The sequence below is a fragment of the Adhaeribacter swui genome (genome assembly GCF_014217805.1).
In the GTDB taxonomy this organism is placed as follows: Bacteria; Bacteroidota; Bacteroidia; order Cytophagales; family Hymenobacteraceae; genus Adhaeribacter; species Adhaeribacter swui.
This window is the reverse complement of sequence record NZ_CP055156.1, coordinates 2,255,721-2,271,690: the sequence shown is the minus strand read 5'-3', so window position 1 is coordinate 2,271,690 and position 15,970 is coordinate 2,255,721. Positions and strand designations below refer to the sequence as shown.

Here is a 15,970-nt window from a genome sequence, read left to right as displayed (position 1 = left end):
TGTAGATTTGCACCAAAAACTTAGATTCTGGGGTGCACTTAGCTGCACTTAAATTTAAAAACCGATGGAATTGCCGCCATCAACGGGCAAGTTAACGCCGGTAATAAAACGGGCAGCATCGGAGGCCAGAAACACGGCCGCGTGTCCAATATCGGCGGGTTGCCCAAAACCACCCAAGGGCGTGCGGCCCAACACTTTTCGTTTACGTTCCGGATCGGTTTCCAGGGCTTTTAACAACATCGGCGACTGAATAAAACCCGGGGCAATGGCGTTTACCCGGATGCCGTGGGGCGATAAATCGCTGGCGAGTACCCGCACCATACCCAAAACCGCCGATTTAGAAGCCGCATACGCGCTTACCAAAGGCAAACCGTACAACGCCGCCATGGACGTAATCATGAGAATAGAACCGGATTTGCGTTGGGTCATGCCTTTGGCTACTTCGCGGGTTAAAGCAAACAAACCCAATAAATTAGTTTGAATAATCGCCTGAAACTCGGCGTCGTTCACCTCCAGGGTGTGTTTTTTTAAATTAATACCGGCGTTGTTTACCAGTATATCAATCGGCCCGTATTTTTGTTCTACGGTTTGTACCAACCCCGGAATAGAATCTAAATCGGCTACGTCGTTTACCTCGCAGCTTACTTGCGGCCCCAACTGCTGACAAGCTTGTTGCAGCACTTCTTCGCGCCGGCCCGTAATTATTACCCGGGCGCCCGCCTGAATAAATGCTTCGGCAATACCTAAACCTAAACCGGTGCCGCCCCCGGTAATTAATGCCAGTTTACCAGTTAAATCAAAAGGAGATGATGCCATGTTTTTTCTGCGCTTAAGCTTTCAAATATGTTGAATTTAACTTAATACCAGAAATTTATTCGGCATTTATTCCGGATGAAAGCATTTTAGAAACAAGCTGCTAAACTTTTTTATTAAATTCTGGAGTTTAGCTACTTATTAAAATAATTGCCCCATTAGGTGTATTCTGGTAATTTTAGCTAGTTGCTGCAGTAAAATTTTAAAAATCAGCCACAAATCTTTAGCGGGCTTTCTGCTGAGTTAAAAGCAAGCGTAGTGCGCTAAATCTTTTAACTTTTGCGGATAAATTTTTAAATTTTTTAAATTTCAGCGTAGCCTGTTATTTAAAATAATCCGGCGCAACAACTACTCCGTGTATAACCTGGGTCCGGCCAACGGGTTATTTTTAATCCAGGCATAAGCTTTTTCGATTTGCGTGAAAAATTCCATTTCGAAAGGTAAAACCGGTATATCCAGCTTTTGTATAAAACCGGCGGCACTCTCTTCAAAATTATTGGTTGATAAAATAAAAGCTATTTTTTGGATGGGTAAGGTGAGCAGTTCCGGAAACCAGTTTTCAATGTACCAGGATATTTCGGTTGGTTCTATAGCCTTAAGTTGTTTTACGTTAGCTATAAAAAACCTTATTTCTTTCTGACGGGCTAAGTTCAGGGTTGAATTTAGACTTTCGCGGTAAGCCTCTTGGCCCGGGTAGTAATACCATTCCAGGTAAAGAATATCGTATTCTTCGTCCCAGTCAATGTGTAAAAAACTTTCTGACAAACAACGCATGTATCAAGCACCTCAATCAATTACAACCCTTTTCTTTGTTTACTTTATACGCCTATTTTTTAAAAATTTTAAATTCTAGCCGTATAACCAGCCTGTTTATTAGATTTTAATTATTTCTACGTGCCTTAAGGCTAAGTACCTTTTTACTAACTGCATCATTAAAAGAAATGTTTTATAAAATGCAGGATTATTGCTATATGGTAAGTTAAAAATTTAAAAGCCCGGTTCAGGCAAACCTGACCGGGCTTTTTAAACCGCAAATTGCGGGCTATTCAATTAAAAAGCTTACATCTACGCTAGCCGAAACTATAATTTCTCCGGCCGCAATGGTTGATCCGCCAGCTCCATCAAACGCGGCTGATTCCATCATTTTATTTGCCCGGCCGTAAGCAATTGGGCCCGGATAATTATTGCCCGATTCGTTAATAGAATACACCCGGCCTACTTTGGCGCCTAACTCAGATGTTAACGCGGTAGCTTTTTGGCGGGCCGCCTGCACGGCTAATTTACGGGCTTGTTCGCGGTGTTTTTGTAAATCTGAAGTTCTGAAATCAATGCCATCTACGCGGTTAGCGCCGGCTTTGTAAATGCCCGCCATTAATTCGTCGAAAGAACTTATTTTTTTAACCAGCACATTTATGGTTTTAGTAGCGGTATATACATCCGGGGTAGCTTGTCCAAAATTACCGGAGTAAATAGGCTGCACACTCATGTAAGTTGTTTGCACGTTTTTAGCATCTACGCCACTTTTTTTAAGGTAAGCCAGAATAGCGGCTACGTTTTTATCATTTTGCTTTTTAGCCTCGTCCAACGATTTATCGCGGGTTTCCACGGCTACCTGCAAGCTTATTTCATCGGGTTGTACTTTTACTTCGCCGTAACCCGATACATTTACCAAAGGCGGCAAAACGGTTGTAGGCTGAACCTGGGCAAAAGTAAATTGCTGCATAAATAATAAAATTAAAAGCGAAAATATAGTCCTTTTCATAAGTGTTAGATAAGTATAGAGTGGTTATTTAGAATATGAATAATAAGACAAGTACCGTGCCTACTTCTGGGTTTAACCAAGCACCCGCAAAAGCCCAAACAACAGGTATAAAGCCCGGATAATTTCTAATCATTTACGATTAGAGACCGTGATCTAAACGGATTGGTTGCATTATACTTTAGGTTTATTTCCTGTACTACCACCTAAACCAAAATTAACCTACTAAAGATAAATACTCTTCCTGCGCCTGATTGTGTAACTTTGCGCCCTAGCATTTTTTAAATTATGAATGATTTAACTTTATATAATCCTTTCCAGCAGCTTGCTATCATTCAGGATAACTGTTTTTTGTGCGGCCGGCCCGTAAACCCAACGGAGGTTATTCCTATTTTCCCGGATTGGCTCATGGCCAAGTATAACCTGGCTAAGCAAGAAATATTGTTACTAGATAAAAGCATATTAACCTACGCCGAGCTAACCTTGCCTTGCTGCGCCAATTGCCAGCACCAGCACCTGGCGCCTTTGGAAGAACAAGTACAAGCCGTAGCCGCCGAAGGTTTAACTGGTTGGCAGCAACTCGACGAGAAAGTAATTTTTCGGTGGCTGGGTAAAATTTTCTACGGTTTGCTGGTGCGCGAAATAAAAGCCGAGCAAGACCCGCTCTTACAACCCCAGTTTGTGCTCACCGAAGATATTTACATGCTCGATAAAATGCAGTCTTTTTTTAAAGTGCTGCAATCTATACGGGTGCCCATGGTGTTTCCTGATTTTATACCTTGTTCGGTTTTTGTAGTGCCCTTGCAGCCAGATGCCGGCAGCGCCGCTTTTGAGTTCCGCGACGATTTGTACACCATGATGATTAGTTTAAAAATGGACGATACCTTACTGGTTTGCTGCCTCCTGGATAACGGTATTATTAAAGAAGCCCTGCAGCAACGTTTATGGCACCCTCTGGCGGGCAAAGCGTTGCACCCCAAGCAAGCCGCCGAATTTTTAGCGCAGGTATATTATGCTGCTTATCTGTTAAATGTGATACCGGAGTATTTTGTGCGCTCCGTAAAACCCGGCGACCAGGCCCTGGTGGTAGATACTTTAATCGACGATATTACGGCTTCTGTGTTTAATCCGTGGCAACTGAGCGGCTATACCCACATGTTCGAAGAAATGCTGAAACGCTGGGGCATTACCGAAACCGAAATTTTAAAAAATCCGCAGCAGCCGCTAAGCTTTTTATTCGATGCCGCTGGTAGTTTTAAAGAAATGCAAGCAGACTAACCTAATCTTAAAAGTATGCGTAAACTAAAAGAACAATAAAGTTAATATTGCAATAAACAGGTTGATTTATTCTCTTTTTTTTAAATTAAAACTATTTTTTCAAAAAAGCTTACAAAAATCGGGGAGATATTTTTTGATCTTAAAAAAATAATTTTTATCTTTTGTTTACATAATTAGTACCAGCCCGACTATCTCACGTGAATGCAGTAACCGAAGTAGTCCGGAACATTTAGGCATAATTAATAGTTTTAGCTTTATGGTAAATTTAAACATTCCTCCCAAATACGTGGCCTTATATGCCCACTGCATCGATGATTCTTTACCCAGCTTCGAACCGGATGAGTGGATTGAAGCAGGCCGGATATATGCTGTTAAATGTTTTACCGAGCCTTTAAATGTTTCGGAAGGGGTAGCCGTTACTATTTTAAACCGCGATGGCCAGGAAATACATCCATCGGCTTCGCACTGGAGCTTTGCCTCTAACCGTTTCGAGCTATTTTCTATTTACCTGAACTAATCCGGTAATTAGCTATAAACAAAAAAAGCTGCCCTCAAGGCAGCTTTTTTTGTTTATAGGCTTAGCTTATGCCGCTTATTGACCAATCTGATTGTCGTTTTCTTCCAGTTCGTCTTCTATCTTTTTAGCTACGAAAATAACGCCTACGGCTACTACCGCAACAGCCAACACCAACTGGGTAGTCGATAATTTGCGGCTGGCTTTCATAAGTAAGTTACCGGCATCTTGCAGTAAATCGGGTAAACGCTCGGTATTACCTTGCTGAAACACGTGCATTACGTTTTCAAAAGTTTTAGATAAGTCTTCCGGCTGTATTTTCAATTGCTCTAATTGTTGATCTTTCATGAGTTTTATGCGTTAATGTTTGTGTTTTTTGGTCACTGTTTTCATTCACTTTTTCAGACTTAGGTCTGCCATTAGCAAACTTTATACGCAAACCTCTTTATTTGGTGTTCATTCCAAGCCTACTTTCTAAAATAAAAATCCGGCACTGATTAAAGGCAACCGGTTTTCGTCGGAAACCATGTAGCCCGCCGTAATTACAATTAAGTTTACCGGGGCAAACCAAAAGCCGCCGCCGTAGCCGCGGTGCCATTTATTAGATTGCTCATTACTGTTCCAAACGCGCCCGCTATCATGAAAAACCATGACGCCGGCGGCTCCCGGAAATAAATACGTTTGAAAATTAAATAATTGAATCCGGGCTTCGAGGTTATTGTAAAAACTCGAACGCCCCGAGTAGCGCGACCGCCGGAAGCCCCGCACGTTGTACAAGCCATCCAGGGTATTGGCCTGAAAAAATTCAAAATCGCCCAGGGTAGTACCGCCGCCCACGCGGCCGGCCAGCACCACTTTAAACGGCAAATACACCGTCTGGAAAAACGATAGCTGCGAATTAATGCGCGAGTAATTAGTAGAATAGTTGTTGGTACCTAGGTAACCGCTGGCCTCCGTTAAAAAGTACACGCCCCGGCTGGGTAAAGTTTTATTATCGCGGCTATCGAGTTCGTAAGACATTTGCAGCCCCGCGTAACTTTTGGAGGCAAAAGGGTCGTTGGGGCTTAGCTCCTCCGCGCTAAATTGCTCTAAATAACGGTTTACGGGCTCCTGCACCTGCACAAACTGATAAGTTGGCCCAAACAAAAGCCGCTGGTACTTGCCCCACCGGCGCCCCAGTAAAACGTTAAAAGTATAACGCTCCGAACGGTACCGGTAAAAATCAATGCCCACTTCGCGGTTATAAACCGATTCGTTAGACAAGCCAAAAAAGTTATCGGCGAAATTCCGGGTTTTTACGTCTAGGTTTAAGCCAACGTCGAAAATGCCTAAAGCCTGGGTAAAATAACCACCGTAGCGAAACAAAAAAGAATGCGTAGCTAAGGCGTAATTAGCCACAAACCGGTGCGAAGAAGCAAACGGATCTTTCCGGAAACCTTGTTGGGTAGCCAGAAAGCCGCCACCCAAATAAAAACCATCGTCTTTGTTATATTCAATAGAAGCTAATGGCCCGAGGTAGTTATACCGGAATGCTTTGCGGTCGTATTCATTTACGGCTTCGTTGCGGTCTGAGGTTTCGTTTTTAGATTCACTGGCTAACTGCAATTGGTTACCGGTAGCGGTGTCGTAAATAATGGTTTTACAACTGCCTTTTTTTACCCGCGAACTATCCGTAATTATATCGGCTCCTTCGCCCCCAATAATCCGGATGCGCATGCCTCTTTTAACAGTGCCGGTTACCTCAAACGTATCGTCGCCGCCCAAGCCGTACAACCGCACCTCGCGGGTTTCGGAAATTTTAAAAATCCGGTTGTAGATGGATTGTTCTACTTCATTTTTCTTACTGATTTTAAAAACTTCTACCTGCGTATTTTCATCATCCAGGCGGGTTACACGAAACAACTCCCGTTTATCGGACCCTACTACATCTACTGCACGCGCCAGGAATTTATAGTATTTAGCCGCATCTCTCACTAAGTGGGCGCGGCGGGCTTTAAGCGTAGCGGTTAGGGCAGCGCCCCGAATCTGGTAAATAGGTTCCGGCAGCTTTTTCAGGGCGTCCTCAATCACGTCATCCGTGAGGCTTTGCTGCAGCTCGGTAGCCGATTTTAACCAGTCGTTTAAAGAAAGCGCCGTTAAAAAAGTACGATCGAAGTAGCGGGCGTTGAAATTAAAAGTAGTTACATCCCGGATGGCTTCATCAAAGCCCTGAATTTTTGGCATAATCCATTTGCGGCTGGCAATTTTTGGAATTACGCCCTGGTTCACGAAAAAAGTCATGTCGCGGTCGCGCGGAATAGGCTGATACGTTTTTCCTTTACCGTTTTCGTTTTCAAAGCTGGCCCAGCGCCATTGGTCTTCGTGGCGGTCCCAGTCGCCGATAAAAAAGTCGAATAGCCGCGCTCGCACTACAGCTTGCTGGTCTACCTGGTCGTCGTTGTCTTCGTAAATTTTTTCGAGCACTTTATCGGTGCCGTATACTTTTTTAGAATTTCCAAAATGCGGCGATTTAGATTCATCGTCGTCAGGCCGCTCTTCGAACAAGCCAATGGTGTTGGCTAAGCCCGTTCTAAAACTACCTAACCGCGGATCGTCGGGGATAAAAAAGTATTGCGGATTGGTATGGTAAACTCCGGCCGCTTGCGCCAAAGAAGGCAGTACCAGCGGCGCATAGGGGTGCGAAGCTGAAATTTGATCCTTAACTATATCGGCGGCTACCGTGCGGCGCAAAGCTCTTGGAATAGCCTCGATGGGGTATTTCTCCACAGATCGCATTACAAATTCTTTCCCTTCAGAATCAACCAAACGCAACGACCTAGTTTGAAAACCGCCCCCGCGCTGCACTACCTTTAGCCCGCCCTTCATTTTACCTACATCAAAAACCGGCAATGTTACCGGGGTAGCCCACTCAGCACGGTAATTTTCGCCGAGCAGCCAGCGCTTAAACGCATTAACCTGGTACACACTGCTGGCATTTACCGTTACGGTACTATCGGTATAATCTATAGCCCGCGATGGTTTAATTTTAGCGTTTAATTGGGCCAAAGTTGTTTTTTTCATGAGCAAGCGCCGGTAAGCCATTTTGGCGGCGGGTTGCGCCGCCAACGTAGTAGTCCAGAACTCCAGCCAGGCTTCCCCGTTTTCGTAAAATATAATTTTAGAAAAACCCGGTTCCGAGGCGGTAAATAGCGGGGCAGGTTTTTGCCTGATATTCCGGTAAAGCGAGCGCCAACCCGTGCGGATGTAATTAATGCTATCCTGCCACGCGTACGCCAAAGCAGGGCTATTATCTTCCACGTGAATTAAACCCGGGTGCTGGCGGTAAATTTGGGTGTACGCTTTTTGCATAACCCGGTAGCGGTAGGGCTTAATGTCCTGGGCTACGTGGGTGGCCACAATTATTTGCTTTTGCGCATTGCTTTTAAGGGCATCGTCTACTTCGGCCAGCACGGCTGCAGCGCTATTGGCCGCACAGCCGGCATCCTCGTCAATTTGGGGGCTACGGGGCATAAACCATTTGGTATCCAGCAGCAGTAACAAAATATTATCATTGATCTCGATTTGGCTTGGACCAGGGCAGCTATTTTCGGGCATAAAAACAGCTTCGTTTTGCAGGTAATCCCGGATAAATTGCTCTTGGTACCGGGCGCGCCGGGAAGCAGTATTCTTCTCTTTTTTTAATTGATGATCGCCCGGAATAATATGCACCTGGCCTTTATAACCTTTCAGGGTAGCTAATTGCGCTTTTAAAGCTTGTTCGGCACTGGCCCGCGCAGAGTTATTGGGAGGCGGTAACAGGCGAGGGTAGAAAGTATTGCCAATAAATACCAGGTTACTGGCTTTACCCGAAGCCAACAGTTGTTCCCGCAACAAACGCAATTTAGCGCCGGCGGTGGTATCGAGGGGTGCCCCGGTATTGCCCACCAGAAACACGGTGTGCATTACTTCACTTTTAGGGAGCATGGGTTCTGCAGGTAAGCCCCCCGTTTGCGCCAACCCAGACAACGAATTAAGTAAAGCGAGAAAAAAGGTAAAATTTAAAAAATACACAGAAGATACAGGCATCATAATAGCACTAATTGGCGCATAGATATTGATTACTTAAACAGAGCAGGACAAAATTGGTTAAAGCGAATTAACCGAAAAACTAACGAAAATACGGTTCTAAATGCATTAGGAGTAATATACGGCGTAAATTAGTAGCTGTTTTAAAAACACGAGAGCCTTCCGCTAAATCGGAAGGCTCTCGTGCCATAATCGTAAAATTTTAAAATTATCCTTCGGTGCTAGTATTAAGCAACTTTAGAACCGCCTGCTCCTTGTACCGCTTCCGAAATCATACCAATAATTTTATCGGAGCTAAACATCATACTGGCCGGAAAACTTACGTTTACGTCGTTTATTTTTAAAGTTTGCGTAGCCGGGTCAAAAGCATATTGCGCCGAAACCCCTTTTTGGGATACTTTGCCCGAATTGCCTTCTAAATCAATCCCGAAACCCGATAATTTTTGTTTTAAGTTGTTGTAAACCGATTCGTTGATACCGGTATATTGTGCACTATTCGCCATATTCTAAAATTTTAAATTTTTATAAATCTACTAACAAATAAGAATACAAACTCCCGCGGGTTTAATTTTCGTTTAATTTCTTCTGGTTAATACTTTTACTTTTCACCCCTAATTTAAAAAATCTGTTAGCCTTTGTTTGCATTTTTCTTCGGGCAAAAGCTAAACTTTATTGCTTGCGACCGTTAAATACGTATTGGCCATGAGCAAACATGATTAAGAAAAAACGGCTCGTTTTAGTTTTACTGGTATTGGCACTAGTAAGTTACTGGCTTTTATCCCAAAAATCTGCAGTACCGGTAGTTCCGGTTAAAATTGTTTCCCGTACAGCCGCGGGTTTACCCGATAGTGTGGTGGTAAGCTCCGGGCCGGAATATCGCCGGTCAGCGGTGGCTACCTGGTTTTTAGGCCAACACAACCGCCCAATCTGGACGGAACCAGTTAAAGCAAAAGTACTGGATTTAAATAAAACTTTTGGCGGATTAAAAATTGCCGCCGTTGGGGGCGGGATGCAAACCTTAAGCTTTACCTTGCTCGACTCGGCTGGCCGCACTTACGCACTCCGGTCCGTAAATAAAGATCCTACTTCCGTGTTGTCTCCTTTCTGGCAAAAAACCTGGTTAGGCGATTTTGTGCGTGATCAAACTTCGGGGGCAAATCCTTACGGGGCCTTAATAGTACCGGTACTCGCCCAGGCCACCGGTATTGCGCACGCCCACCCGCAATTGCGTTACGTGCGGCCTAACGATCCTTTATTTAGGCCTTTTGCTGCCCGGGCCGCCGGTAAACTTTTTTTGCTGGAAGAAAAACACCAGAATCACCCCCGGCATTATCCCGGCTTGGAATCTGCCAGAGCTATTGTAGATACTGAAACTTTTTTAAAAAATTACTCACAATCCAGAACGCATCGTATTGCTACTGACCAATACCTGAAATGCCGTTTATTTGATTTTTTAATTGGCGACTGGGACCGCCATAACGGCCAGTGGATGTGGGCAGTTTACCCGCGCGATTCCATAACCTGGTATGTGCCCATCCCCAAAGACCGCGACCAGGCCTTTTGTAATTACCGCGATGGTTTGCTGCCCTGGCTGGCTACTCAAAATTGGGCCATGCCTAAATTCGGGCAGTTTTCGGGTGCCTTAACTAACGTTTATGGCTTAATGGTAAACGCCGCTTTCCTGGATAGCCTGGTACTGCGCCAGGTACCTTGGCAAAATTTTAAAAATACAGCGCACCAGCTCCAACAAGCTCTACCCGATACCACTATAAACCGGGCAGTGCAGCAATTACCCGCTAGCGTATACCGCTTAGTGGGCGAAGAAATAAAGAAAAATTTAAAAAAACGACGCAATCAGTTGCCCCGCGCTGCCCAGCAATTTTACCAATTGTTAAAACAGCCCCAACGAAAGCTGCTTAAAAGATAAAAAAGAAAAGCGTTAAGAATTTGCTGATCACAAATTCTTAACGCTTTGCCTGAACTGGTTTAAACAACTACAGCAAAATTATTTATTCTTCCGGACGGTGGTAGCGTTATTATCGGAAGGCCGCAGATACGCGTTGTATTTTGGAGTGTCGCTTAACAAATTAATGGCTGCTAAAATATCCTGATCGTCGTCGAAAGTAGATTCGATCATGCCTTTCTGGAAAAAGTAACGCGACGTAATTTCCTGCTCCAGCAATTCACTAATTTCGGGTTTAAACCGGATTAAATCGTTGGCTTTATTTGTCGAAACTTTCTTTTTAATTACCTCAATTTCGGCTTTAATATCGTCGAAGTGCTTATCATCTTTTGATTTTTTCACTAACTCATCCATGGCTTTTTCTACGCTGGTAGAGTAGGTAATGTCTTTGTTCGATAAGTAAGAAACAAACTTCTGATATTCGGCATCCGTTAAGTGAAAATCTTTGGCGCTGGCAATAGTTGGGTGCTCGGCGCGGTACTTAGTGGCATAATCAAAGAAATAACCTTTGTTCGCCAGGGTTTTCGCAATCTGCGAGTATTCTTTTTCTACAATTTCTACATCTGGGCTTACGCCACCACCATCGTATACTACCCGGCCACTGGTGGTTTTAAAAGCTACCCGCAGCGAATCCGGAATTTTACCTAAGCTGCCATCGTCTTTGCGGTGCGTATAATCTATAGCCTGAATGCAGCGCCCACTCGGAATGTAATATTTAGCGGTAGTTACTTTTAGCTGCGCATTATACGTTAATGGCCGGGTAGATTGCACCAATCCCTTACCAAAAGTACGCTCCCCTACCAGCACAGCCCGGTCGTAGTCCTGCAAAACCCCTGATACAATCTCGGATGCCGAGGCACTGCGCGAACTGGTTAAAACAGCCAATGGAATTTGGGTATCCAGCGGTTCGTCCAGAGCTTTGTACATTTTATTAAACTCTACCACTTTCCCTTTGGTACTTACAATATCACGACCCCGCTCTACAAACAAATTTGAGATATTAATGGCTTCGTTTAATAAACCGCCGGGGTTATCGCGCAAATCAATAATTAATTTTTTAGCACCTTGTTCTTTTAATTTAACCACGGCATTGCGCACTTCGCGGCTAGCATCCATGGTAAAACCGGCTAATTGCAAATAACCAATATCGTTGCTTACCATACCAAAATAAGGCACGTTATCGATCTGAATCTTGGCGCGGGTAATTTTTAAACTAATGGGTTTGTCTACGCCGTAGCGCTTAATTTCCAGTTCCACGATGGAGTTGGCCTGGCCTTTTAGTAACTTATTTACATCCGTCGACGACTTCTTTTCGATGTTAACGCCGTCAATTTTTAAAATTTCGTCGCCGGCTAGCAAACCGGCCTTTTGCGCCGGGTAGCCTTCGTAAGGTAATTGCACAATGGTTTTGCCGTCGCGTTTACCCACGTTTGCCCCAATGCCTCCGTACTGGCCGGTAGTCATGGTCCGGAAATCTTCAATATCGTCTTCGGGAATGTAGTTGGTGTACGGGTCCAGCGACTTCAGCATGGCATCAATGCCCGTTTTCACCATTTTGGTGGGGGTTACCTCGTCTACGTAATAGGTATTTACCTCTTTAAACAAGGTGGCAAAAATGTCGAGGTTCTTGGCGATTTCAAAGTATCGTCCATTATCATCGGGTTTAAACGAAACCAGGAAACCTACTGCTGTACAAACCAGCAGACCGGCAGTAAACTTTTTAACCATAGTATTTCAGATTTGCAACAACAGAAGCGCCTACTCCATACAGGAACGTTCTAAACCTGAAATTAGTTTTTTTTCAATTATATTAAAAGGCTTTTTTTCTTTGGCAATATACAGGATGCCAAGTAATTGAAGGGTACTTTGCCCGGCCGGAAACAGAATAGATTTGTGTAAGCGGTAAGCTTCGCGGATCTGGCGCTTTAACCGGTTACGATCCACGGCTTTTTTAAAATTCCGTTTAGAAACCGAAATGAGTACTTGCGGTATCATAGCTGCGGGCGCCGGTTGCTTAACGTAGATAAACCGCAGGGGATATAAATTAAAAGAAGAACCCTCGTGAAAAAGCTGTTCGATTAGCTTTTTACTGCACAAGCGTTCTTCTTTCGTAAAACTAGTAGCGTTTTTGTTGCTGGCGGGAATTTCAGACGCGGCATTCATGCCCGTATACCCCTTATCAGGACCAGTAATGTCCTGCAAAAATTAAGCTTTGTGTCTTCTTTCGTCTGAAACGGTCAGTTTTTTGCGACCTTTTGCTCTTCTGCTGGCAAGCACTCTTCTACCGTTAGCCGTTTCCATTCTGGAGCGGAAACCGTGCTTGTTTCTTCTTTTTCTTTGAGAAGGTTGGAATGTTCTTTTCATTTTAAACCAAAGCTTTTTATATGGCCTGCAAAATTAGGACACTTTTCTTAAATAACAAACAATGCGGGTAAATAATTGTAAGTTGATAGGGTTGAAAAGTTAGAAGGTTAAAAACTTGGAAGGTTAAAAACTTGGAAGGTTGAAGGTTAAAAATGAATTGCTTGTAAGTGATACTTTTAAATGACGCCAGTTTAACGGAGTGTAACTGGTGTCTGCTTAATAAGAGCCAGTTTTCAACTGGGGAAAGGCTTTCATCATCTTTTTCTACTATCTTGGCTCCTGCATGCGTAACTACTGTTTATGATTCAATACTTTATTTCTTACACTAACCCGCTTACTTCGTTTATTCAGATCCGGATGGTAATTCCTGCGCTGGATACGGCAGCCGTGCAATTGCAATTGCCCGCCTGGCGCCCGGGGCGCTACGAACTGCAAAATTTTGCGCAAAAAATTCAGCAATTCCGGGTAGTGGATGCGCAGGAACAACCTGTAAAATTTAAAAAAATAACGAAAGATTGCTGGCAAATACCGGTAAGCCAACCAACTGAGCTGACGGTATTATACAACTTCTACGCGCACCAAATGGATGCCGGTGGCTCTTGGCTCGATGAAACGCAGTTGTATATTAACCCGGTAAACTGTTTGATGAGTGTAGTGGGCCAAGAAAATCAGCCTTGTCAATTGCAACTGGCTATACCTACCAACTGGCAAATTGCCTGCGGCTTAAAGCAAATTAATCAAAACACCTTAGAAGCCGCTACCTATGAAGAATTGGTGGACTCACCGCTTATTGCCAGCACTGGCTTGCAACACCAAGCATACCTGGTTAACAATATTCCTTTTCACGTGTGGTTTCAGGGTGATTGCCAACCCGATTGGGAGATTATTCTTTCGGATTTTAAAAAATTTACGCAAGAGCAACTTACTTTATTTCAGGATTTCCCGGTAACAGACTATCATTTTCTGAACCAGATTTTACCTTACCGGTTTTACCACGGCGTGGAGCACAGCAATTCTACGGTAATTACGCTAGGTCCCGGCGAATTAGTAATGACGCAGGATTTGTATAAAGAGTTACTGGGCGTGAGTTGCCACGAGTTATTTCATACCTGGAACATAAAACAAATCCGGCCCGCCGAAATGATGCCATATGATTATACCGGCGAAAATTATTTCCGGACCGGGTACGTGGCCGAAGGCATTACTACTTACTACGGCGATTACCTGCTGGCGCGCTGCGGCGTATTTTCTGTTGACCAATATTTTACCGAACTAAATGAAGTACTGCGCAAGCATTTCGATGATTTTGGCCAATACCATTTGTCCGTGGCTGATTCATCGTTTGATTTATGGTTGGATGGTTATAAACCCGGCATTCCGGACCGCAAAGTATCTATCTACCACAAAGGCTGCATTGCGGCCCTTATTCTGGATTTAGAAATCAGAAAAATAACCGCGAACCAAAAGTCCTTGGACGATGTAATGCGGAGTTTATGGCAGCAGTTTGGCAAAACGCACTTGGGCTACACCGAACAAGATTACCAACAATTGGTTGAAGCAGTAGCGGGGCAATCGTTGCAAACTTATTTTGATGAAGTAATTAACGGCATTGTTCCCGTGCACGAGTGGTTAAACCGAGCATTAAACTACGTAGGCTGTACTTTACACGCCGAAACCAATGCAGGAATGACGGAAGCACGTTTTGGTTTTAAAACTACCTTTAACGGCACTCATTTAGTCGTTAGTTACATTGAACCTAACAGCCCCGCCGCGCAAGTATTAGCCACCGACGACGAGTTAGTTGCCCTAAATGGACGCAAGATAGAAGGCAATCTTGCTGGTTTACTGCAACAAACCGAAACGGTTGAACTAACGCTTTTCCGCAATAAAATGCTCCGCACGGCAACACTCGTACCCGATAGCAAATCCTATTTAACCAAATACCTGGTTCGCAAATTACCGGTATCCAGCCCGGCACAAAAAGAAAATTTTAAAAATTGGATTAATCAGGAATTCTAAATCTGGATGTTAGATATTAGATGTTGGAAATTAGAAACAAATCAAAGAGTCATTCAAAAACAAAAAAAACGGAACCACAAACTGGCTCCGTTTTTTTTTTGAATATTATAACTAAAAATCTAACATCCAACATCCAAATTACCGGCCTTGGTTGTCGCTGGGGTTGCTCCGGGGGCGGTTTAACCGGTTATGATGATCGTCGTTATCGCCCTGCACGTGGTCGCGATTTTTATTACCTTCGCGTGATACCTGGTTGCGGTCAGCATTCATTACTTGCGTATCACCGTTAGATAAGGCGCTTTTTTTGGTCATGTCCTCATTATCGTTAATGATTTCGCCGCTATTATTCAGAACTTGCTTATTGGGATCGTCAAAAACGTTATCAGGAATATTCGTTAATTTCGGTTTGCCTTTCATGATATCCTCCTTTTTAAATTTGAGTAATTACTAAGAATATGGATATACGGAAGCCTTGATTAAAAGTATAAATTACGCTGTTAAAAATCCGTTTTTATGATTTTGGAAATTGCTATGTTGGATGTTATTCCGGCGCAAACCCTGGAATTTGAACAAGCATTTGCTCAGGCACAAAAGATAATCAGCCGGATGCCGGGTTACTTATCGCACGAACTCCAGCGTAGCCTGGAAAAAGAAAACCGGTACGTTTTACTGGTGCAATGGCAAACCCTGGAAGACCATACCATTGGCTTTCGGCAGTCACCGGAGTATCAGGACTGGAAAAAATTACTGCACCACTTCTATGATCCGTTTCCGGTAGTAGAGCATTTTGTAAAAATAAATTTGCCATGATCACGAGCATTGCTACTGCCGAACACTATATCTGGGGAGAGAACTGCGAAGGCTGGCACTTGGTAAAAACACCCGCGTTAAGCATTATTCAGGAACGCATGCCACCGAATACTTCTGAGCAATTACATTATCATGAGTTGGCGCAACAGTTCTTTTTTATTCTGGAGGGCACCGCCACGTTTGTAGTAAACGGACAAACCCTTATGGTGCCGGCACAACACGGCTTACATATTTTACCTGGTCAGGTGCACCAAATCATAAATCAAACAGATACAGATTTACTGTTTACCGTTACGTCGCAACCCACTAGCCGCGGCGACCGCGTGGAAGTAAACTAATTTACAACCTTCTAGCTGTAACTTGCTCCTAATCCAGTAGCTTTAAG

Annotated in this window: 16 protein-coding genes; 6 read left to right on the top strand and 10 right to left on the bottom strand. The window is 43.8% G+C overall.

All coding sequences use genetic code 11. From position 1 onward, the window contains the following. Positions 1 to 54: 54 nt before the first annotated feature. From HUW51_RS09995 to HUW51_RS09985, 3 genes are all read right to left on the bottom strand, one after another. The gene (locus HUW51_RS09995; RefSeq protein ID WP_185273876.1) at positions 55 to 816 is read right to left on the bottom strand and encodes an SDR family NAD(P)-dependent oxidoreductase; all 762 of its coding nucleotides are present in this window, start codon (positions 814 to 816) and stop codon (positions 55 to 57) included. Positions 817 to 1,161: 345 nt separating this feature from the next. Beyond that, on the bottom strand, positions 1,162 to 1,587 hold the full coding sequence (locus HUW51_RS09990) for a hypothetical protein (protein ID WP_185273874.1): 426 nt from the start codon (positions 1,585 to 1,587) through the stop codon (positions 1,162 to 1,164). Positions 1,588 to 1,855: 268 nt separating this feature from the next. After that, positions 1,856 to 2,575 carry an SIMPL domain-containing protein gene (locus HUW51_RS09985; protein ID WP_185273872.1) on the bottom strand — a complete coding sequence of 240 codons (720 nt, stop codon included), beginning with the start codon at positions 2,573 to 2,575 and terminating at the stop codon, positions 1,856 to 1,858. Between the two features lie 285 nt (positions 2,576 to 2,860). Here HUW51_RS09985 and HUW51_RS09980 point away from each other — a divergent pair, with 285 nt between their 5' ends. Both HUW51_RS09980 and HUW51_RS09975 read left to right on the top strand, forming a co-directional pair. Further along, the gene (locus HUW51_RS09980) at positions 2,861 to 3,850 is read left to right on the top strand and encodes a hypothetical protein (protein WP_228466987.1); all 990 of its coding nucleotides are present in this window, start codon (positions 2,861 to 2,863) and stop codon (positions 3,848 to 3,850) included. A gap of 256 nt (positions 3,851 to 4,106) precedes the next feature. Beyond that, the gene (locus HUW51_RS09975) at positions 4,107 to 4,367 is read left to right on the top strand and encodes a hypothetical protein (RefSeq protein WP_185273871.1); all 261 of its coding nucleotides are present in this window, start codon (positions 4,107 to 4,109) and stop codon (positions 4,365 to 4,367) included. A gap of 75 nt (positions 4,368 to 4,442) precedes the next feature. On the opposite strand, the gene HUW51_RS09970 is transcribed toward HUW51_RS09975, so the two are convergent. From HUW51_RS09970 to HUW51_RS09960, 3 genes are all read right to left on the bottom strand, one after another. After that, positions 4,443 to 4,712 (bottom strand): hypothetical protein, encoded by a 270-nt coding sequence (locus HUW51_RS09970; RefSeq protein ID WP_185273869.1) that lies wholly within the window; start codon positions 4,710 to 4,712, stop codon positions 4,443 to 4,445. 126 nt (positions 4,713 to 4,838) lie between these two features. After that, positions 4,839 to 8,327, bottom strand: coding sequence for a BamA/TamA family outer membrane protein (locus HUW51_RS09965; RefSeq protein ID WP_185273867.1), 3,489 nt, complete (start codon positions 8,325 to 8,327; stop codon positions 4,839 to 4,841). Positions 8,328 to 8,656: 329 nt separating this feature from the next. After that, positions 8,657 to 8,932 (bottom strand): hypothetical protein, encoded by a 276-nt coding sequence (locus tag HUW51_RS09960; protein ID WP_185273865.1) that lies wholly within the window; start codon positions 8,930 to 8,932, stop codon positions 8,657 to 8,659. A 209-nt stretch (positions 8,933 to 9,141) separates the two neighbouring features. Between HUW51_RS09960 and HUW51_RS09955 the strand changes: the two genes are divergently transcribed. Continuing rightward, positions 9,142 to 10,356: a hypothetical protein gene (locus tag HUW51_RS09955; protein ID WP_185273863.1), complete on the top strand. Its 1,215-nt coding sequence runs from the start codon at positions 9,142 to 9,144 to the stop codon at positions 10,354 to 10,356. 78 nt (positions 10,357 to 10,434) lie between these two features. On the opposite strand, the gene HUW51_RS09950 is transcribed toward HUW51_RS09955, so the two are convergent. Genes HUW51_RS09950 through rpmH form a run of 3 tightly spaced genes read right to left on the bottom strand, consistent with a single transcriptional unit; the run spans position 10,435 to position 12,756 of the window. Beyond that, positions 10,435 to 12,120, bottom strand: a complete 1,686-nt coding sequence (locus HUW51_RS09950; protein WP_185273861.1) for a S41 family peptidase — start codon at positions 12,118 to 12,120, stop codon at positions 10,435 to 10,437. A gap of 30 nt (positions 12,121 to 12,150) precedes the next feature. Next, on the bottom strand, positions 12,151 to 12,594 hold the full coding sequence (gene rnpA, locus HUW51_RS09945) for a ribonuclease P protein component (RefSeq protein WP_228466986.1): 444 nt from the start codon (positions 12,592 to 12,594) through the stop codon (positions 12,151 to 12,153). Positions 12,595 to 12,597: 3 nt separating this feature from the next. After that, on the bottom strand, positions 12,598 to 12,756 hold the full coding sequence (rpmH, locus tag HUW51_RS09940; protein ID WP_007659000.1) for a 50S ribosomal protein L34: 159 nt from the start codon (positions 12,754 to 12,756) through the stop codon (positions 12,598 to 12,600). Positions 12,757 to 13,056: 300 nt separating this feature from the next. On the opposite strand from rpmH, the gene HUW51_RS09935 reads away from it, so the two are divergent. After that, positions 13,057 to 14,775, top strand: a complete 1,719-nt coding sequence (locus tag HUW51_RS09935; RefSeq protein ID WP_185273859.1) for a M61 family metallopeptidase — start codon at positions 13,057 to 13,059, stop codon at positions 14,773 to 14,775. 138 nt (positions 14,776 to 14,913) lie between these two features. On the opposite strand, the gene HUW51_RS09930 is transcribed toward HUW51_RS09935, so the two are convergent. Then, the gene (locus HUW51_RS09930) at positions 14,914 to 15,192 is read right to left on the bottom strand and encodes a hypothetical protein (protein ID WP_185273857.1); all 279 of its coding nucleotides are present in this window, start codon (positions 15,190 to 15,192) and stop codon (positions 14,914 to 14,916) included. A gap of 96 nt (positions 15,193 to 15,288) precedes the next feature. Here HUW51_RS09930 and HUW51_RS09925 point away from each other — a divergent pair, with 96 nt between their 5' ends. Together HUW51_RS09925 and HUW51_RS09920 are read left to right on the top strand one after the other, a co-directional pair. Beyond that, positions 15,289 to 15,585 carry an antibiotic biosynthesis monooxygenase family protein gene (locus tag HUW51_RS09925; protein ID WP_185273855.1) on the top strand — a complete coding sequence of 99 codons (297 nt, stop codon included), beginning with the start codon at positions 15,289 to 15,291 and terminating at the stop codon, positions 15,583 to 15,585. Beyond that, complete coding sequence (locus HUW51_RS09920; protein ID WP_185273853.1) at positions 15,582 to 15,923, top strand: cupin domain-containing protein; 342 nt, start codon at positions 15,582 to 15,584, stop codon at positions 15,921 to 15,923. The genes HUW51_RS09925 and HUW51_RS09920 overlap by 4 nt, the downstream gene beginning before the upstream one ends. Positions 15,924 to 15,970: the final 47 nt, after the last annotated feature.